Source organism: Actinoplanes sp. ATCC 53533 (assembly GCF_003947245.1).
Window position 1 is genome coordinate 1 of record NZ_QHHV01000050.1, and the last position, 19,308, is coordinate 19,308.

Below are 19,308 nucleotides of genomic sequence, written 5' to 3' on the forward strand. Positions count from 1 at the left end.
AACGAGTCCTCGCCCGTCTCCGGGTGGACTCCGGCGAGCACTGCGTCGATACGCCGGCTGGTGAGCGGCAACTGGTACTCGACCAAGACCTCGACGTCGTGAAGGCCCGCATCGGCGAGATCCTGGGCGAGCACGGACAGGCTACGCGACCACGACTTGCGCTCTGCCGGACTCACGCCGTGCCCGCTCATCCAAACCTGCTCGGCCACGCGGTCAGCCAGGCTGCCCTCCATGGCAAGACGAAGAAGACCGGCCGCGGACACGCGGAATGCCGACATGAACTGTTGCCCCCGAGCAGCACGAATTGATCGTGCGGATGGGAGGCATATCCAGGTACGGGAAGCCTGTCGGACCGCATACGGACAACGCAGACTGTAGCGGCACGATCATCGCGTCGCTACGACGCGGGAGGCCGATCGGCGTTGATTTTCGCCGCCGAGCTGCGGGCGGCTTCGACGGTGTATCGACGGCCGGAGTCCTCCAGTTTGGCCAAGGCCGCCTGGACGAGATCGACACCCAGAACGTCGGCCAGACGCACCAAGTAGATAGTCACGTCGCCAAGCTCGGCGCGTACGCGTGGCCCGAGTTCCTCGTCCTGCATGACAGCGGCCGACTGTTCCGGAGTGAGCCACTGCAACTCCGCGACAAGCTCGCCGACCTCACCGGCCAACGCCATGGCCAGATTCTTCGGCGTGTGGAACTGTTCCCAGTCGCGCTCCTGCGCGAAGGCCCGCACCCGTGTGGTCAGCTCTGCGATCGAGGACAACGGCTTCATACCTCACAACGTCGAAACGGAATGTTCCCATCGACATACTATGAGCTGAAAGAGCTAGACGTTTGCGCGTCTAGATGCATGTGATCGCGGAGGGCTGACGGCATCGACGTGCTCGGTGAATGTGTGCGGTGCCGGCGATGACGGCCTCGATCGGCGTCTGGGCGCAAGGTGACCCGACTGGTGAGTCGGTGCTCTACCGATGGGAGGCCGATCAAGTGACCGGCTTCGTGATGTTCGAGGTGTCGACCCGGAGGCTCCGGCCGGCAGACGAGAGCGGCCAGCCGATCGGGGACCTGTTGTTCGATCCCGTCGTGGGCGAGCCGTCGGGCACCGCGGCCGGCGTGGACCGGCGGTTGTTCGGCCAGGTGGTCGTCGCGATCATGCGCGCGTACCGGCGGGCCGGCAAGGCCCCGGCCACCGCCCACGCCTACTACTACTGACACTCCAGCAGGCGGAGGCCGTCCGTTTGCTGATCCTCAGTCGCGTGCCGGGTAGCCGAGGAGCTCGATCAGGTCGCCCGTCGCTGCGGCGAACGCCTCGTAGATGTCGTCGTCGAAGTGGTTTCGCCAGTCGCCCGACTTTCCTTTTCGGTAGTGCGAGACCTTTCCCGCGATCTCCCGCTCTCCCCGCATTCTTGAAAAGCTGTACCGGGACAGCAGCCCGGCCAGCTCGGCCGGCGGGAGCTCGATCCCGCAGTGCCGCATCAGCAGGTCCACCTCGTCCTCCTGCCGCTCCCCCGTCAGGTCTTCGTACCGGAACAACCGGACGGCCTCCGCGGCGGGAGCAGTCGCCCAGGACCGAAGGTTCCTGAAGGTTCCCTTTTGAGAGAGATTGCCGATGAGGTACAGCAGACCTTCCTTCAAGGGCTTTTCCTGCAGAACCTTCCGTACCTCCGGAATGTCGCCCATCGGTGTGTGGGAGCTTCGCGTGGAGAAGTAACTGGAGACGACGATGTCACGCGGGTCGCGCAGGACGAAGAACGTCCGGTAGTGGTCGGGTTTCGGGATTGTGGTGAATTTCTTGTGGGAGACGAACAGGCAGGAGACCGCGCGGCCGGGCGGGAAGCCTTGCGGGTGCTGCCACCGGTAGGGGCGCGGGTCGTAGGGCAGCAACCCGGAATGGCGGTAGACGATGGGATCGCTGAGCAGGGCTTTTACCCATTGGCTGGCCGTCTTGCGCACCGCGCAGTGGAATACGTTCTGGTAGCCGCTCCGCGACTCCACCGGCACCGTGAGCCGCAGCCTGGCGTTGTGCGCTTCGCACAGCACGCGCCGCGCCACCACCCGCGACGAATTGGGCGTGTGCTGCTTGAGGAACCTGACTGCGCGATCGACCATCGCCTATACCTCAATCCTTGCCTGCGGAGCAGGAGGAGCTGCCGGTTGCGGCACTTTACATCACGAAGTCGAGAATTCGCTGTGTCCGCGGGGACCGGTCGTTATCCCGCGAGGATTCGGGCCTCGGTGCGGCCGCCGGCCATGCCCCACTTCTGCACCACCACGAGATCGAGTCGGCCGTCCCTGTTCCAGTCCACGACCGCCAGGCTGTGACGGTCGTCTGTGGAGACCTTCGCGGTGCTCTTCTTCAGCAGGAATCCCCGGAACTGCGAGGCACCGTCCAGGACCCGCAGCACGGTCTCGTTGCTCTTGGGGCCCGACTTCTGGGTCACCACCAGGTCCAGATTCAGGTCGCCGTTCCAATCCGCCACCGAGAAGGTGTGGCGGGCGTCCGTCTTGCCCAGCGGGGTGGCGCTTTCCTGCAGGTAGCGCTGCAGGTTTGAGGCGCCGTCGAGCACCCGGACCTCGGTGTGGCCGCTCGCGGTGCCGCACTTTTGCACCACCGCCATGTCCGGGCGCCCGTCAGCGTTCCAGTCCGCCGCGGTGAACGCGTGGCAGTCGCCGGTCGGGCCCAGCGGGGTGATCGTTTCCTGCAGGTAGCGCCGCAGGTACGACGCGCCGTCGAGCACGCGGACCTCGGTGTGGCCGCTCGCCGTGCCGGACTTCTGCGTCACCACCAGGTCGAATCGTCCGTCGAAGTTCCAATCCGCCATGGAGAAGACGTAACGGGCGTCGGTCGGGCCCATCGGGATCGCCGTGTGGAGCAGGAGGTTTTGGAAGTTGTTGGCGCCGCTCATGACGCGCACCTCGGTGGCGCCGCTGGCCGTGCCGGACTGTTCCACCACGACCAGGTCGGCGTGCCCGTCGCCGTTCCAGTCGGCCAGCAGCACCTGGTGCCGGTCGTCGAACGCGGCGGGAAGCCCCGGCACGGCCTTCAGCAGCGACTTGCTGAAGGGGCCGGTCGGCTTCTTCGACGTCGACTCCTTCGGCGTCGACTCCTTCGGCGTCGCCTGCTTGGCGTTCGGGGTCACAGCGACGGAGCTCGTCCACAGCTGCCCGACGATGAGCCGGGCATCGTTGGCTTCCGGGCTGTAGGCCGCGGGATAGCCCGAGACCTGCACCCGCTGGCTGATCTGGCCGATGTCACCGGCCATCCAGCCGTTGCCGGGATAGAGCCGGATCATCTTGTTGAGGAAGGCGTCGGTGGCGAAGCCCGGATCGAGCAGCTGCTCCGGCCGGCCCCAGCCCATCGACGGGCGCTGCTGGAACAACCCGAGGCTGTCGTGATCGACGGCGAGGGTGTAGTTGTGCAGCGTGCTCTCGGCGATGGCCGTGGTCACGGCGATCACCGCCGCTCGGGCGGGCAGCCCGCGCGACAACACCTGGCGCACGATGGACCGGGCGCACGAGATGTTGTAGCCGTTCACCGACCGGCCCATCCGCTTCCCGGTCATCGACGACCGCAGGCCGCGCGCGATCGCGGTGTCGGCCGTGGTGACGCCGCCGGGCTGGCACGAGGTGGAGGGGATCGCGGCCCGGGCGGTGGCAGGCAGAGACAGCGACCCTGCGGCGACTGCTGCCGCGAAGAGGGCGCCGGTCAGACCTGAAAACCTCACGACACATTCCCCCTGCGCGGAAGGGCCGTCCGGCGAGTTCGTCCCATCGACAACGACCCTAACCAACCAGTCACCGGATTGCCACCGTCCAACGTGCCGGCGCGTCGGGTCGCCGGCCCATGCAACCTCGACGTCGATGCAATCGTCATGGTGGTGTGAGAGGCGATCGAGACAAGCAGTTCCACGATTTCGTGCTGGCACAGCGCGCCGGTCTGTTGCGAACAGCCACGCTGCTGACCGCGGGCGACCGCCACCTGGCCGAGGACCTGGTGCAGTCCGCCCTGACCAAGCTCTACGTGGCCTGGCCGTCCTTCCAGCGCGCCGACAACCCCCAGGCCTACACGCGGCGCGTTCTCGTCAATGCTCTGAGCGACGAACGCCGGCGACTGTGGCGGCGGCGGGAGCACTCCACGGCCGAGTTGCCAGAGTTGCCGCGCACCGATCAGCACAGTGAGGCCGTGACCGACGGGCTGCGCACAGCGTTGCGCGAACTGCCGCCGAAGATGCGCGCCGCCGTCGTGTTCCGGTACTTCCACGATCTCACCGTCACCGAGACCGCCGAAGCCCTGGGCTGCTCGGAAGGCACCGTGAAGAGCCAAACCTCCCGTGCGCTGGCCCGCCTGCGCTCCGCCCTGGAAATCCGACCGGCCGTTCCGGCCTTCCGCTGAAAAGGAAAATGATGGACCTGCACCGGCAGTTCGACACCCTCGCTGGCCCCGAGGTCCCTACCACCAGGGAAGATGTCAACTCCGACCTCGAACGCGGCCGGCGTGCCCTGCGCAAGCGCCGCACCCTCCAGAAGATCGCCGGCGCCGCCTTCGCCGTGGCGGCGCTCACCGCCGGCGTCACGGTCGCCACCACCAACGCCCCGGCGACGACCACACCGAACGCCGGAAAGAACCCGGGTACGGTCAGCGTCCCGGCCACCCAGCTCGTCGCCTACACCGGCAGCCAGCCCAAGGGCTACACCATCGACAAGGTCCCGGACGGCTGGGAGATCCAGGCCGACACCCCCGGCACCCTGCTCCTGGCGCCGAAGGATGCCCTCGACCAGAACCCGGCGAGCTTCGTCGGCAAGATCACCATCATGCTCCAGTCCAAGGACCAGCTGGACGCCCCGAAGGGCAAGCAGGTCAAGGTCGGCGACACCGAGGGCGTCCTGGTCCCCGAGCCGGAGCCCGACGCCACCACCCGCCGGCTTCAGGAGGAGGCCAAGCGGGGGGCCATCGCCAAGGGCGGCGCCTCCGCGGCCCCGTTCCTCGTGGACGGCGACGCCAACGACGGCGCCACCCTCTGGGTCAAGCAGCCCAACGGCATCTACCTGCTGGTCCAGTTCTGGGAGGGCCTCGGCCTGAGCGAGCAGAACATGCTCGACATCGGCGCCGGCGTGCACGTCCACAAGGACGCCGTGCAGGGCCGCGGCTGATCGAGCCGATCCGACGTGCGGGGCGAGCCGGTTCGGCTCGCCCCGCACACCTTTGTGCGGTAGGAGGGATTCGAACCCCCTCAGCAAGGCACCTGTTTTACAGGCAGGTCCGACTCTCCAACGTCGGCGCTACCGCCCGGGACGGTGCATATGTCGCGCTCCGGCGGGTGGATTCGAACCACCACCGTACGGATTAACAGTCCGCTGCCCTGCCGTTGGGCGACGCCGGATCGATCAGTCGCGGCATGGAGCCGCAAACGCGTTCCCAGCAGGATTCGAACCTGCGACCTCGACGTTCGTAGCGTCGCGCGCTGTCCAACTGCGCCATGGGAACATCAACGTGCCTTCACCGCGTACCCGGAGGGGGATTCGAACCCTCAACCTTCCGACCCTGAATCGGACGCCTCTTCCGTTGGGCTACCCGGGCGAAAAACATTTCCGTCGAACGTATTTCAGCACACGCACGGGCGGCAGGATTTGAACCTGCGACCTTCGGTTTTGGAGACCGGTGCTCTACCGTTGAGCTACACCCGTAGGACAATTCCGGGGAACGAAAAAGCCGCCCGGCCCTCGGCATGAGGTGGGCGGCGTAGACGCAGACTCCGCTGCGCTAACCGCTGCACCACTGGCCTCGTAGGCGCAGCTCAGCCGTCCGGGTGGACAGATTGATCCAATAGCTCGCGCGACGATTCTGGTGCGACATGACGGTCAGCTCCCCTCGAGGTCTCGGTGCGGCGGTCGACATCCAGGATGACCGACCCTCGCCGTTCTCGTCAACGCTTTTGTGATCCGCATTTCGCGTCCCCGCCGGCGTTGCACACAGTTTTGCGCAACGCGTCGCGCACCGCCAGCGAATTAATTGATGCGCGGCGGCGCCACGCCCGCGGGCGTTGTCGCCGGGTAGCCGTTGCTCTACCGTTCGGCAGATGCGTTCTCGCCCTCTCGGCTACGCCGACGCGGCCCGGCTTCTCGGCGGAACAGACAACGCCGTCATCAAGGTGCTGGGCGCGGCCAGCGGGGCGGCGGCCGCCGCCGTGACCGTCGGCACGCTCGGCGCCAACGACTTCTTCGCCCTGCGCGCCGAGCTGATCACCTGGGGCAACACGGTGGCCACCGGCCTGCGCGAGCGGGTCACCGGGGTGCGCCGCTTCGACCGTACGCAGCGACTGGTCGCCGCGCACGCGATCATCGTGGTCACCGCGTTCTACGAGGCCCTCGACGCCGTGCTGGCCGACCACCCGGATATCGACCTGGCCACCGCCGAGCTGACCGCCGGCGAACAGGTCGCCATCGCCACCTCGACCGTGGTGACCAGGCGGTACGCCGATCTGGTGCAGGTACTGATCGACACGCCGCCGCCGATGCCGGCGCCGCACCGCCCGTTCGAAGCGACCGTCGGCGCCCTCGCGGGATACTTCGGGTCGGCGGCCGCCGCGCTGTGCGGCTTTCTCAGCGGGTTGAGTGCGTTCGAGGGACGGGACGACCCAGTCCGCGAGACCCTGGAAGCCGTCGAGCAGGAGGTACGCCGGGCAGCCGTCGAGCGGTACACGCAGGCGTACCGGGCCCTGATCATCCAGGCGCCCGAGTTCGGCGTCTGGGCGGGCATGGTCGACGACCAGGCCACCCGGGCCCTGCTGCGGAGCTCGGTGACGGATCTGTCCGCGCGGCTCGACGACCTGCGTACGGTGTCCGGCGCGGCCGCGATCGACGCCGTCCTCGCCGGACTCGGCAAGCGGTACCGGGCCGCCCTCGGCACGGCGATCCTGGGCGCCGCGCACGCGCCCGGCCATGTCGTGCTGCCCAGCCTCGGCGACGGCTACATCAATCCACACGGCCGCGCCGCCGTGGCGGGGCCGTTCGATCTGCCCGCCACCGAGGCGTGGTGGGAGAGGTCCACCGCCGTCGACGACGTCCAGGGCTTCCTGCTGGCGCACCTCACCAGCCCGGCCGCCGTCGTGACCCCGCTGGTGGTGCTCGGCCAGCCGGGCTCCGGCAAGTCCGCGATGACCAAGACGCTCGCCGCCCGGCTGCCCGCCGCCGACTTCCTGGTCATCCGGGTCGAGCTGCGCAACGTTCCCGCCGACTCCTCGATCCAGGCGCAGATCGAGGAGGCCCTGCTGCAGATGCTCGGCGAGCGCGTCTCGTGGCCCGACCTCGCGCGCCGGGCGGGCGCCGCGCTGCCGGTCGTCATCCTGGACGGCTTCGACGAGTTGCTGCAGGCCACCGGCATGAACCGGGCCGACTACCTCGATCAGATCCGGCGCTTCCAGCAGCGCGAGGAGGAGCTCGACCGGCCCGTCGCGGTGCTGGTCACCAGCCGTACCGTGGTCGCCGACCGGACCCGCTTCCCGGACAACTCGGTGGTCCTGCGGCTGGAGCCGTTCGACGAACCGCAGGTTCGGGCCTGGCTCGAGGTCTGGAACGCCCACAACGCCGGCGGCCTCGCCGCCCGGGGCCTGCGACCGCTGCCCGCCGAGACGGCCCTCGCCCACGGCGAGCTGGCCGGCCAGCCGTTGCTGTTGCTGCTGCTCGCGCTCTACGACGCGGGTGCCAACGCGCTGCAGTCCGCCGATGGCGACATTCACCGGGTCGACCTCTATGGACGGCTCTTCGCCGACTTCGTGGAGCGGGAGGTCGACAAGCACGGCCAGGGCCGGACCGACGACCAGCGCCGCGACGAGATCGACGCGGAGTGGCGCCGCCTCAGCGCGGTCGCCGTGGCCATCCTGAACCGCGGCGGCGACGTGATCCTCGAAGCCGAGCTGAACGACGACATCCCGCGCCTGCTGTGGGAGAGCGACCTGCGCCCGGCGCGCGCCGATGCGGCCGCCCGCGCCCTCACCGTCAGCCAGCTCATGGTCGGCCGGTTCTTCTTCGTCCACGAGTCCCGGGCCACCCGCGACACCGGCGGCCCGGAACGCAGCTTCGAATTCCTGCACGCCACGTTCAGCGACTTCCTGGCCGCCCGGCAGATCGTGGCGAGCCTCGTCGATCTGGCCGAGGAACGGATCCACCAGCGCCGCCGCCAGGGCGTCATCGACCCCGGCCCGCTGTACGCGGCCACGTCGTTCGTCACCGTCGCCCGCCGGGCCCCGCTGTGGGACTTCTGCCGCGGCCTGCTCGCCCGGCTCGAGGCCGGGCAGCGGGCGATCTGCCGCGAGCTCGTCCTGGAGCTGCTGCCCGACGCCGGGTATCCGCATCCGACGTGGACCAGGAACGACTACGAGCCCTACCGAACCCCGCCGGCGGTGCGGCACGCGGCGTTCTCGGCCAACCTGGTCTGCCTCGCGGTGCTGCTGTCGGACGGGCCGGTGGACGCGGTCGAGTTGGTCGGGGAGCCGGTCGCCGTCAACTGGCGCCGGCAGGCGCTGCTGTGGCAGAGCCAGCTCGAGGCCGAGGACCGCAAGCGGATGTGGCAGGCGCTGCGGGTGGCCTGGCGCCTGGATACCGACCCCACCCGCCTGGAGGTACGCCCCGAGGACGGCACCGGCATCAGCGTCTACGAGTCACTGCCCTGGCCGCCGGAGGTCCGCCCGGTCACCGTGCGCCCCGGCGATCTCGCGACGGCGCTGGCGCCGGACGTGTCGGTCGCCGCCGACAGCCGGATGGGAAAGTCACTGCGCCGGTCGGCCTTCGTGCAGACCGCCCACGAGGTGCGCGAGTGTCTCTACGACCTGATGCCGTACTGGCAGGCCGCGGGCACACCCGGTCTGCACCAGGTCGAGGGGCAGACGTTCCTGGTGTCCGAGGCAGCGCTGTTCTTGCGGCTGTTGTTGTCGCCGCCGGAGGCGCAGCCGCACGAACTCCGCGCCGAGCAGTACCGCTGGGCCTTCAGGCTGACGACCATGCCGCGACAACGAGACCTCCTCATCCGGCAGGTCTTCGATGAGGAATCGTGGTTCTCGGACGCCGAGCTGCAGGCCATCTTCATCAGCATCATGTCGAGCCAGCTGACCGACGTGCCGTCACCGGCCGAAGTCCTGCTCGGCCTCATCCAGCGGAACTTCCCCATCGAGTTGGACAATCCCGTGCGGGAACGGCTGATTCAGATATTTCGCACGATCGGGGAGTCCTAGTCCAGGCTCGGCAGGGTGGCCGGGCCGTTGTCGGCGAACACGTACGTCGTCTTCAGTGGCGCGTCCCCGAGTTCCTCGGCGATCAGGCCGGACGGGAACACCTGCAGGAACGCGCCCTGGTTACTGATCGCGTACGTCGGGTCTCCGTTGGACTTGGCCTTCTGCCGGGCGATGGTGAACAGTTGGCCGGCCCGGCTGGTGTCGCAGGCCGCCGCCACGACGGTGAGCGAGGCGCTGCCGTTGTTCTTGATGCCCATGCAGGACGGTTCGCCGCCGGCGCCGGCCTTAGCGGTCTTGATCAGGTATTTGTCGCCGACCGGGGTGAGCACGAACATGCCGTGCTCGGCCTCGCCGTCGGTCAGGCTGAGCCGGCCGCTGTCGTCGACCACGACGACCGACTCGAAGCTCGGGATCGGCACGATCACGATCTGCCGCTTGCCCTCCAGGATGGGGTCCACCTTGGTCTTCTTGCCCGCGGTCGACGACTTGCCGCTGGAGGTCTTGGTGCCGCTGGAAGTCTTGGTCCCGCTGGAAGTCTTGGTCCCGCTTGAGGACTTGGCGCCGGTGCCCTGCGTGCTCGCTTCGGTCGGTGCGGTGAAGGCGACCGGGGCGTTCGAGCGGCGGTCGGACGGCGTGCAGGCCTGCTGGGTGAGCACCAGGGCGGCGGCCAGGACGCCGAAGAGAACGGTGGCACGATGAGTCCGCACGGAATTCCTCCAGATCGATGTGTTCCGACCTGGCCAATCCTGTCGATCAGCTGTGCGCCGCAGCCCGGTCGCGGCGCACAGTGGCACGAACCCTGGAGATCCCGACGGCTATCCGATCATCGGCAGCGCGGTCGCGAGGGGCCAGGCGACTACCAGTGATCCCACGAGTGCGATCAGCCACGACGGCGCCGAGAACCTGTGCAGCACGGCGCTCCAGACCGCCTGCCACAGCAGCAGAACCGCGAGCAGCGGAACGATGAGCAACAGGAAGCCGCCGGTGAGACCGACGACGGCGGCCCCGGTCAGCGCGATCACCGCGACCGCGGAGACGGCCAGCACGCCGAAGCTGTTGCCGGCGGTGACCAGCTCGGCGGCGTACGCGAGCACGGCGAAGGCCGCCCACACGAGCACGAGCAGCCACCACCGGGCGCCGACGGGCAGCACGTGGGTGAGGCCGAGGTGCAGCGGCAGCGCGATCGCCGTCGCCGCGTACCCGATGAGCACGGGCGTGGCGAACGCCAGCCGCAGCTTTCCCGGGCGGGCGACCGGCGTCAGAGCCGGGAAGTTCGCCCCGCGCCACCGCCGGTAGCCGAGGATCACGGCGCCGGTGGTGGCGGTGAAACCGACGACGTAGCCGCCCAGGGCCAGCGGCAGCCGGCTGGTCGGCAGAAGCGGCGCGACCAGAGCGGCGAACGCCGCCGCGGCGGCAGCCACGGCGACGACAGGACCGAGCTGCGGCACCGAGAACCGCGGCCAGCCCGCCCGGGCACCGCCGAACAGCAGCCGGGCGACGGGGTAGAGCCCGATCAGCAGGGACAGTAGCAGCACCGCGGCCCCGCCGACCCGGCGGAACGGTGCCGGCGGCGAGCGGTCGGCGGCCGGCCCGCCGAAGCTGTCGTCCAGCCAGGCGATCATCTCGCGATGGGTACGCGGCGCGTACAGGATGGAGATGTGCTCGACCGCGGGCACGACCACCATCGACCGGCCCTCGCGGGCGGGCCCGGCGGCACGTTCGGCCTCGGCCCGGAAGTTGGGGAATTCCAGCCCGCCCACCAGCAGGAGTAACCGCGCCGGGCGGTACGGCAGCACCGTCGACGCGTCCGGCAGCGAGATCGCCACCGTCGCCGTGATCTCGGGATGCGCCGCCGCATACCGGGTCACCGCCGAGGCACCCATCGAGTGCCCGGCCAGCGCGATCCGGGAAGGGTCGACGTCCGGCAGCCCACGCAGATGCGCCGTCGCGACGTCGAGGTCGTGCTGCAGCGCGGCGGTCGAGGCCTCGGTGCCCGCCGTGCCTTCCGGCAGCGGACGGGTGTTGGCGCCGTGCCCGGAGAAGTCCAGCAACACCACCACGTAGCCGCGCGCCGCCAGCGAATCGCCGAACTGGGCCATCAACCTGGCCGAGCCCGCGAAGCCGTGCGCGACCACCACTCCCGGGCGGCGCCCACCGCCCACATCGGACGGGTGGACCTCGTCGAGCGGCACCCCGCCGACCACCACGTGCCGGCGGGTCATCTCGCCGCCCGCCCCGGCGAGCAACCACATCCCGGCGCCCGCCGCCACCAGGAGGGCGAGCAACGCCGCGAGCATCGACCGACGATGGAAGATCACGTCTGGGTGCGGGCTCTCGCTATCGGGCCGGGCGCTCGAAGAGCAGTTCCCGGCCGTCCTCTTCATCCCACTGCTCGCCGACGTGGGTGAAACCGAATCCGGCGATGCTGGCCAGCGAGGCGGCGTTCGCCGGGCCGATGCTGGCCCGGACCGTGACCGCCGACGGCTCGGCGGCGGCCCAGCGCAGCAACTCGGTCACCATGGCCTTGGCGTAGCCACGCCTGCGGTACGCCGGGTCTGTGCTGTAGCCGATCTCCACCATGCCGGCCTCGTCGGGCGGGCCGTGGAAGCCGGCGGCCCCGATCACCACTCCATCGGGGACGGAGACCGCGGCTCGGACGATCCAATCGGCGGCCCGCGGGTCCGCGGCGATCTGATCGAGACGCATCCGCCACAGCCAGGTGATCTCGTCGGAGAGGAACCACTCCGAGAGCGGAACACCGGTCGCCGTCCGGGCCGCGGCCAGGTCGCCGGCCAGCAGGGCGTCGAGGACGCGGGGCGGCAGGGGCACGAAACGCACGGAGGGCGTGGGCAGCTGTGGCATCGCGGAAATCATCACATGCCGGGCCCGGGCGCACTTGATCCGCCCAAGTGCGCCCGGGCCCGGGCGGTGAGACCGTCAGCGCCGTCGGGGAGCCGCCAGCAGCGGGACCAGGTTGAGCAGCAGGCCGACCAGCGCCACCCCCGTCACCAGGTTGACTCCGGGGTGGAACCCGCGGAAGTCGGTGCCCGCTCCCCCGTCCGCGATCAGCGCCGTCAGCACGGCCAGCACCAGCGCCGCCCCGACCTGCCCGGACGTCTGCACCAGCCCCGAGGCCAGGCCCTGCTCCGAATCGTCGATGCCCTGGGTCGCCTGCGCCATGATCGAGCTGAAGCCGAACGCGAACCCGCCGCCGAGCAGCAGCATCGTCGGCAGGACCGTGACCGCGTAGTGCGGCGCGTCGCCCGCGGTCAGCAGGAACCACGCGTATCCCAGGACCAGCGAGGTCATCGAGCTGATCAGCAGGCGCGGGGTGCCGTACCGGTCGATCAGCCGGCCCACGAAGGGCGAGCCGAACGCCACCAGCAGGCCCGCCGGCAGCAGCGCGAGCGCCATCCGCAGCGGCGACCAGCCGAGGACGTTCTGCAGGTAGAGGGTCATCATGAACTGGAAGCTCAGGTACGAGCCGAACAGCGCGATCATGCTCAGGTTGGCCCGGACCACCGTGCCGGTGCGCAGGATGCCGAGCCGGATCAGCGGGTGCCGCACGCGCTTCTCGGTGATGACGAAGCCGGCCAGCAGCGCGACCGCCAGCACGATCGAGCCGAGGGTGAGCGGGTCCGTCCACCCGCGGTCGGGTGCCGACACGACGGTGTAGACCGCCAGCAGCATTCCGGTGGTCAGGGTCGCGGCGCCGATCAGGTCGTGGCCGCCGCCCGCGGCCGGGCGGTCACGCGGGATCAGTGCGATGCCCGCGACCAGGGCCGCGATCGCCAACGGTACGGGGATCAGGAACGTCCAGCGCCAGCCGAAGCTGGTGAGCAGGCCGCCGAGGATCAGGCCGGAGGAGTAGCCGCTCGCGCCGAACACCGAGAAGACCGACAGGGCGCGGTTGCGGGCCGGTCCCTCGTGGAACGTGGTGGTCAGGATGGACAGGGCGGTCGGCGCGGTGAACGCCGCGGCCAGGCCCTTGACGAAACGGGTGGCGATGAGCAGCGTGCCGTCGTCGACGAGGCCGCCGACCAGCGAGGCGACCGCGAAGACGGCCAGGGCGGTCAGGAAGACCTTGCGGCGGCCGAGCAGATCGGCGGTACGCCCACCGAGCAGCAGCAGCCCGCCGTAGCCGAGCACGTAGCCGTTGACGATCCACTGCAGCGACGTGGTCGACAGGCCGAGCTCGGCGCCGATGGACGGCAGGGCCACGCCGACCATCGAGACGTCGAGCCCGTCCAGGAACAGCACCGCGCACAGCACCGCCAGCACGCCCCAGAGTCGCGGGGTCCAGCGCTGGGTGAGCGGGGTGGTCGGGGGCGCCGCCGGGACGACGGCTTCTGAGATAGTCACGCGGCAGAAGCTACATGCGCACGCATTAGATGTCGACGCATCAAATCCGCGTGCATATAATTTGGATGCATGTACTGCGACGAGCGGTTAGGATGCGCGACATGACCTCGGAGCCGGCCCTGGTGCACCGCTGGCGCTCCCTGCTGACCAGCTACAACGAGGTGGCCGGCCACCTGGAGCGAGCGCTGCAGGAGGCGCACGGGCTCACCATGGGCGAGTTCGAGACCCTCGACCGGCTGATCACGGCCACGTGTGAGAAGCGCCGCATGCAGGACCTCGCCGCGGCGATGTATCTCAGCCAGAGCGCGCTGTCCCGGACGGTCGCCCGGCTCGAGAAGGGCGGGCTCGTCACCCGCAGCCTCTGCGAAGACGACCGCCGGGGCGTCTATGTCGCCGTCACCGCCGACGGCCTGCAGCGGCACGCCGACGCCCGCGCCACCCACCGCACGATCCTCGCGGAGCACCTCGACTCCCCGGCCACCGCGTTGTAAACGGCTGCGGCCGGCGCCGCAGCCGCCGATGATGGTGACTGTGAGCGGTTCTGACTTCGACCTGCGGCCGGGCGCGCAGGGAACGGAGGAACTGGGCCGGGGCGCGTACGCGGCCGTCTACCGGATCCGGCGGGACGGGGTCGACTACGCGGTCAAGGCGTTGCATCCCACGGCGACCGCCGACGAGCGGACGGTGGTGACGTTCCGGCGCGAGGCCGCGCTGCTGGCCCGGGTCAACCATCCGGCGGTGCCCCGGGTCTTCGACGTGGGGCTCTCCGGAAACCGGCCGTACCTCGCCATGGAGTTCGTCGACGGCCGGCCGCTGTCGACCCTCATCGCCGCCGGCCGGCTCGCCGAGGCGCGGATCGGGCGCCTCGGCGCGACCGTGGCCGACGCGCTTGCCGCCGCGCACCGGGCCGGGCTGGTGCACCGCGACGTCAAACCGGCGAACATCCTGGTCGCCGAGGACGACAGCGCGCACCTGATCGACTTCGGCCTGGCCGCGTCCGGGCACCGCGAGGTCGGCGACGAGGCGGTCGCCGGTACCTTCGACTACAGCGCGCCCGAGCAGACCGGGATGCTGGCCCGGCCCGTGGACGGCCGGTCGGACCTGTACGCGCTGGGCGTCGTCCTCTTCGAGTGCGCTACCGGCGAGCTGCCCTTCCGCTCCGGCGACACGGGCGAGCTGATCCGCATGCACGCCACCGTGCCCGCTCCCGACCCGCGCACCCGCAACCCCGGGCTGTCGCCGGAGCTCGCCGCACTGATCGGGCGGCTGCTGGCCAAGGACCCCGACGACCGGTACGCCGCCGCCGAGCAGGTCGCGGCTCGCCTGCGCCGGATAGGTGGGCTGGCCGAGCCGCCGGCCGCGCCCACCAGCGACCTCATCGGCCGGGCCCCGCAACTGACCGAGATGCGCGACCGATGGCGGCGCGCCTCGACCGGCGACGGCGGATTCGCGCTGGTGACCGGCCTGCCGGGCAGCGGCAAGACGGCGCTGGCCGGCGTCGCCGCCGCCCAGGTGACCGCCGACGGCGGGCTGGTGCTGACCGGCCGGTGCGCCCCCGACGAATCGACTCCGGCCGCCGCGCTGCGTGGCGCCATCGACCGGTACGCCACGACGGTCGCGGCGGTGCCGGAGGCCGAGCGCGGGGCGGCGGTGGACCGCGTACGCCGGGCGGCCGGCGCCGGCGGCCACCTGCTTGCCCCGCTGTCCGGCACGCTGGCCGGCCTGCTCGACCTGCCCGCGCCGGACGCCGAGGCCCGGCCCGACCAGTTCGCCACCGCGGTGGCGACCTTCCTGACCGGGTTGGCCCGCGCCCACGGGGGCCTGTTCGTCCAGCTCGACGACGTGCAGTGGCTGGATCCGGTCGGGTGCGACGTGCTGCGCCGGCTGGCGGCGGAGCTGACCGGGGAGCCGCTGCTGCTGGTGGCCACCGCCCGCTCGGACGACCGGGACGGCGAACCGGCTCCGGCATTCCGGGCGGCCTGCGGCGACCGGCTCGACCTCACCGTGGCGATCGGCCCGCTGCCCGACGACGACGTGGCCCGGCTCGTCTCGGCCTACCTGGCCGGCGCCGGCGTGAGCCCGGAGCTGACCGCCGAGGTCGCGGTCCGGGGCCGCGGCAACCCGTTCACCATCGGCGAGTACCTGCGGGCCCTGGTGGACGCGGGCGCGCTGCGCCCGCACTGGGGAACGTGGGTCTACGACGCCGAGCTGCTACGCGGCGTCGAACTGCCCGCCGACGTCCTGGACCTGGTGCTGGCCCGCATCGACGACCTGGGCGAGGCGGGGCGGCGGCTGCTGACCTCGGCCGCGGCGATCGGCTCCCGGTTCGGCCCCACGCTGCTGGCCGACGTCGCCGGCCACGACCCCGCCGCCGAGCTGAGCGCCGCGGTCGAGCGCGGCCTGCTCCAGTGGGCGGCCGGCCGGTACAGCTTCGTGCACGACCGGATCCGCGAGGCGCTGCTGGCCGTCCTGCCCGAATCCACGCGACGGGAGCTGCACCAGCGGATCGCTGTCGTGCTGGACGGCTACGGCTCGACCGAACCCGCCACGGTGTACGCGGTGGCCGGCCACTACGCCAACGGCGAGAGCCGACGGACGCCCGAGCGGGTCTTCGCCACCGGCGCCGCGGCGGGCTTCCTCGCCCTCGACGAGCACGCCCCGGCCACCGCCGTGAAGTTCCTCGAACCGGCGGTGGCGGCCGCCCCGGCCGCCGGCATCGTCCCGGACGGCCGCTTCCAGGAGGCGCTCGGCCGCGCGTATCTCGCCTGCGGCCGGGCGGACGAGGCTGTGCCGGTGCTGGAGGCGGGGCTCGCGGCCGAGCCGGACCGGACCCGCCGGGCGAGCCTGTCGCTGCGGCTCGCCCTCGCCCATCGGGTCCGGTGGCACATCGACCGGTCCACCGACGTGGCCTGGCAGGGCCTGGCCGAGGCCGACTGCCTGCTGCCCCGCAAGCCGCTCGCCGTCACCCTGTGGACCCTGGGGCACCTGCTGCGGTGGATCCTCGCCGGGGCTCGCCGGCCGAGTGCCCGGCCCGCCGTCGGTGAGCAGCGCGAGCGGCTGCGGCTGGCGGTCAAGTTGTGCAGCCTGCTGGGCACCAACATGTACATGAGCTACCGCCCGGCGTGGACCGTCCCGTTCGGCCTGCACTCGGCGCGGCTGGGTGCGCGACTCGGACGTTCCGCCGAGTACGCCAGCGGCCAGATCGGCCTGGCATCCCTCGCGGGGATGCTGCGGATGCGCCGCCGGCGCGACCGGCACCACCGCGAGGCGCTCGCCGTCGCGGCGGAGGTGCGGGACCCCGCCTTGTCCGCCTACGTGGCCTACGTGTGGGCGGTGATCGAGTCGGTCATCGGCGGCGGTCCCCGGGCCGAGCTGATGCGGGTGGCCGAGGAGCACCGGCGGTGGCTCGACCCTGACTACTACGTCAACGTCGTCGCCATGCGCTGCCAGGAACTGGCCGCCCGGGGGCACACCGGGCGGGCGGCCGCCCTGCACGCGCACGGCCTCGCCTCGCCGGCCGGCTCGGACGGACCCGACGGCTTCGGCACCGCGGGGCTGCTCATCGACGCCGTCCTCGGCCGGCCGGTCGACACCGAAAAGATCCTCGCCGAACGCTGCCACGAGCGGACCGCCGCCGGACGCCGGCTCAGCTACGCCGTGGCCGCGACCATCTGCGCGGTGGAGCAGGGCGAACTGGGCGAGCCGTTCGAGGCGGCGACCGAAGCCTTCGCCGCGGTCCGGGTGTCGGCGGCCACCATGATGCTCGACCACCGGCTCTTCTTCGCCTATCAGGCGTTCGCCCGGCTGGCCCTCGCCCGGCAAGCCGCCGGCGACGAGCGGGTCCGGCGGCTGGCCGAGGCCTCCACCGCGGTGCGCCGACTGGCCCGGGTGGCGAAGGTCGAGTTACTCAGGGCGTACCTCGGTCTGGCCGAGGCGGACCTGGACGTGCTGTCCGGACGCTACGACACCGCGCTGCGCCGGCTCGCCCGCACCGAACCGATGATTTACTCGGTCGACGCGCCCCTGCTGGAGCACGAGGCGGCCCGGGTCCGGGCGCGGGCGCTGCTCGGGCAGGGCCGCGAGGCGGCCGGCTCCCGCCAGGCCCAGGTCGCCCTCGCGCTGGCCGCCGAGCACGGCTGGGCCAACCGGGCCCGCCAGGTCCGGGCGGAGTTCGGCATCAGGGAGCCGGCGCTGCGGGCACACACCAGCCGCACCCGGCAGACCAGCCTCGGCACCGGCGATCGCTACCGCGGCCGGCTGGAGGCCCTCCAGCAGGTCAGCCTCGCGGCGGCGACCATGCTCGACCCGAGACAACTGGCCCGGGTCGCGCTCGATGAGACGCTGCGCATCCTCGGCGCCGAGCGCGCCGCGCTGTTCCTGACCGACGACGCGGGCCGCCCGCAGCTGAGCGTGGGCCGCAGCGCCACCGGGGAAGACCTGGCTGAACTGTCCGGCTACAGCTCCACCCTGGTCGACCGGGTGACCGACTCCCGGGCGGCCATCGTGGTCACCGGCAGCGACGAGGGCGCGGCGCTCGGATCCCAGAGCGCCCTGGTGTACGGCCTGCGCAGCATCATCGTCGCCCCGCTGGAACTCGACCGGCGCCTGCTCGGGGTGGTCTACCTGGACAGCCGGGTGGCCAAGGGTGTCTTCACCGAACGCGACGTCGACATCCTCACCGCGGTGAACAGCCACATCGCGGTCTCCCTGGAGACCGCACGCGCCGCCCAGCTGGAGGTGGCGGTCCAGACGGCCCACCAGCAGCGGGACGTGGCCGAGACGCTGCGGGACACGATGACCCGGATGAGCGGCAGCCTGGACCCCGACGAGGTACGGCGGTCGCTGCTCGCCATCGTCACCGCGGTGTCCCCCGCGGACCGCGCCTGCCTGGTGTACGAGGAGGACGACGTGCTGACCGTCACCGGGCCGGACGGGGCCCCGTACCCCGATCCGGCTCCGGTGGACGCCCGGGCGCTGCTCGCCCTCACCGCCGAGGTCCGCGACGACCCGGGGATCACCCGCAATGTGGCCGGCCTGATCGGCGAGGCGGGCAGTTGGGTCGCCGTGCCGATCCACACCCACGCCTGCGGTCACGGCGTCCTGCTGGCCGCCGCCACGCCCACGCACGCGTTCGGCGACGAGCACCTGCAACTCGTCGCCGCCGTCGCGGGGCAGGGCGCGACCGCGTACGAGAACGCCCGGCTCTACACCCGGGTGCAGCAGCTGGCCACCACCGACCCGCTGACCGGGGTGTCCAACCGCCGGCACTTCGCCGACCACGCGGTCCGGCAGCTGTCCATCGCCCGCCGCAACCTGCGGCCGCTGATCGCCATGATGGTCGACATCGACCACTTCAAGAAGATCAACGACACGTACGGGCACGCCGTCGGCGACGAGGTCATCAAGCGGGTGGCCGGCACGCTGCGCACCAACGTCCGGGACCCCGACATCCTCTGCCGCTACGGCGGCGAGGAGTTCGCGATCGTCATGACCGAGATGCACGGCAACCCGATCGACGTCGCCGAACGGCTGCTGGTCACCATCCGGGAGAACCCGGCCGACGGCCCGAGCGGGCCGGTCCGGTTCACCGTGAGCATCGGCATCGCCGAACTCAAGCCCGACGACGACCTCGAAACCCTGCTCGGCCGCGCCGACGCGGCTCTCTACCGGGCCAAGGAAGGCGGCCGCGACCAGGTGCGGCCCGGCTAGCCGGGGC

The 19,308-nt window shown here is 71.1% G+C and carries 13 protein-coding genes, 5 tRNA genes and 1 pseudogene; 6 read left to right on the forward strand and 13 right to left on the reverse strand.

Features of this window, described 5'->3' with window-relative positions; all coding sequences use genetic code 11:
• Positions 1-278 (reverse strand): annotated as a pseudogene (locus tag DMB66_RS17795) (ATP-binding protein); the annotation flags it as partial.
• 119 nt (positions 279-397) lie between these two features.
• The gene (locus DMB66_RS17800; RefSeq protein WP_125805215.1) at positions 398-775 is read right to left on the reverse strand and encodes a nucleotide pyrophosphohydrolase; all 378 of its coding nucleotides are present in this window, start codon (positions 773-775) and stop codon (positions 398-400) included.
• Between the two features lie 137 nt (positions 776-912).
• Here DMB66_RS17800 and DMB66_RS17805 point away from each other — a divergent pair, with 137 nt between their 5' ends.
• Positions 913-1,215, forward strand: a complete 303-nt coding sequence (locus DMB66_RS17805) for a hypothetical protein (protein ID WP_125805216.1) — start codon at positions 913-915, stop codon at positions 1,213-1,215.
• 36 nt (positions 1,216-1,251) lie between these two features.
• Here the strand turns inward: DMB66_RS17805 and DMB66_RS17810 are convergent, their stop codons facing one another.
• Together DMB66_RS17810 and DMB66_RS17815 are read right to left on the reverse strand one after the other, a co-directional pair.
• Entirely contained in the window at positions 1,252-2,112 is an 861-nt protein-coding gene (locus DMB66_RS17810) for a sulfotransferase domain-containing protein (RefSeq protein WP_125805217.1), read from the reverse strand.
• A 101-nt stretch (positions 2,113-2,213) separates the two neighbouring features.
• The gene (locus tag DMB66_RS17815; protein ID WP_233624648.1) at positions 2,214-3,728 is read right to left on the reverse strand and encodes a VCBS repeat-containing protein; all 1,515 of its coding nucleotides are present in this window, start codon (positions 3,726-3,728) and stop codon (positions 2,214-2,216) included.
• Positions 3,729-3,883: 155 nt separating this feature from the next.
• On the opposite strand from DMB66_RS17815, the gene DMB66_RS17820 reads away from it, so the two are divergent.
• Positions 3,884-4,396 carry a SigE family RNA polymerase sigma factor gene (locus DMB66_RS17820; RefSeq protein ID WP_125805218.1) on the forward strand — a complete coding sequence of 171 codons (513 nt, stop codon included), beginning with the start codon at positions 3,884-3,886 and terminating at the stop codon, positions 4,394-4,396.
• A gap of 8 nt (positions 4,397-4,404) precedes the next feature.
• Positions 4,405-5,154 carry a hypothetical protein gene (locus DMB66_RS17825; RefSeq protein WP_125805219.1) on the forward strand — a complete coding sequence of 250 codons (750 nt, stop codon included), beginning with the start codon at positions 4,405-4,407 and terminating at the stop codon, positions 5,152-5,154.
• Positions 5,155-5,209: 55 nt separating this feature from the next.
• Here DMB66_RS17825 and DMB66_RS17830 read toward each other — a convergent pair.
• The 5 genes from DMB66_RS17830 to DMB66_RS17850 all read right to left on the reverse strand — a co-directional run bounded on the left by DMB66_RS17830 (position 5,210) and on the right by DMB66_RS17850 (position 5,688).
• Positions 5,210-5,290 (reverse strand) — tRNA-Tyr (locus DMB66_RS17830).
• A 22-nt stretch (positions 5,291-5,312) separates the two neighbouring features.
• Positions 5,313-5,384 (reverse strand) — tRNA-Asn (locus DMB66_RS17835).
• A gap of 30 nt (positions 5,385-5,414) precedes the next feature.
• A tRNA-Arg gene (locus DMB66_RS17840) sits at positions 5,415-5,488 on the reverse strand.
• Between the two features lie 20 nt (positions 5,489-5,508).
• Positions 5,509-5,581 (reverse strand) — tRNA-Leu (locus DMB66_RS17845).
• A 35-nt stretch (positions 5,582-5,616) separates the two neighbouring features.
• Positions 5,617-5,688 (reverse strand) — tRNA-Trp (locus DMB66_RS17850).
• A 392-nt stretch (positions 5,689-6,080) separates the two neighbouring features.
• Here DMB66_RS17850 and DMB66_RS17855 point away from each other — a divergent pair.
• Positions 6,081-9,230, forward strand: a complete 3,150-nt coding sequence (locus DMB66_RS17855) for an NACHT domain-containing NTPase (RefSeq protein WP_125805220.1) — start codon at positions 6,081-6,083, stop codon at positions 9,228-9,230.
• Here DMB66_RS17855 and DMB66_RS17860 read toward each other — a convergent pair.
• From DMB66_RS17860 to DMB66_RS17875, 4 genes are all read right to left on the reverse strand, one after another.
• Positions 9,227-9,937: a hypothetical protein gene (locus DMB66_RS17860; RefSeq protein ID WP_125805221.1), complete on the reverse strand. Its 711-nt coding sequence runs from the start codon at positions 9,935-9,937 to the stop codon at positions 9,227-9,229. The genes DMB66_RS17855 and DMB66_RS17860 overlap by 4 nt on opposite strands.
• 108 nt (positions 9,938-10,045) lie before the next feature.
• Complete coding sequence (locus tag DMB66_RS17865) at positions 10,046-11,527, reverse strand: dienelactone hydrolase family protein (RefSeq protein ID WP_125805222.1); 1,482 nt, start codon at positions 11,525-11,527, stop codon at positions 10,046-10,048.
• Positions 11,528-11,567: 40 nt separating this feature from the next.
• A complete protein-coding gene (locus DMB66_RS17870; RefSeq protein ID WP_125805223.1) occupies positions 11,568-12,092 on the reverse strand; it encodes a GNAT family N-acetyltransferase in 525 nt (174 codons plus the stop codon).
• Between the two features lie 75 nt (positions 12,093-12,167).
• Positions 12,168-13,592, reverse strand: coding sequence for an MFS transporter (locus DMB66_RS17875; RefSeq protein ID WP_125805224.1), 1,425 nt, complete (start codon positions 13,590-13,592; stop codon positions 12,168-12,170).
• A gap of 101 nt (positions 13,593-13,693) precedes the next feature.
• Between DMB66_RS17875 and DMB66_RS17880 the strand changes: the two genes are divergently transcribed.
• Positions 13,694-14,083 (forward strand): MarR family winged helix-turn-helix transcriptional regulator, encoded by a 390-nt coding sequence (locus DMB66_RS17880; RefSeq protein ID WP_125805225.1) that lies wholly within the window; start codon positions 13,694-13,696, stop codon positions 14,081-14,083.
• A gap of 40 nt (positions 14,084-14,123) precedes the next feature.
• Positions 14,124-19,301: a diguanylate cyclase gene (locus DMB66_RS17885; protein WP_158647263.1), complete on the forward strand. Its 5,178-nt coding sequence runs from the start codon at positions 14,124-14,126 to the stop codon at positions 19,299-19,301.
• The last annotated feature ends 7 nt before the right edge of the window (positions 19,302-19,308 follow it).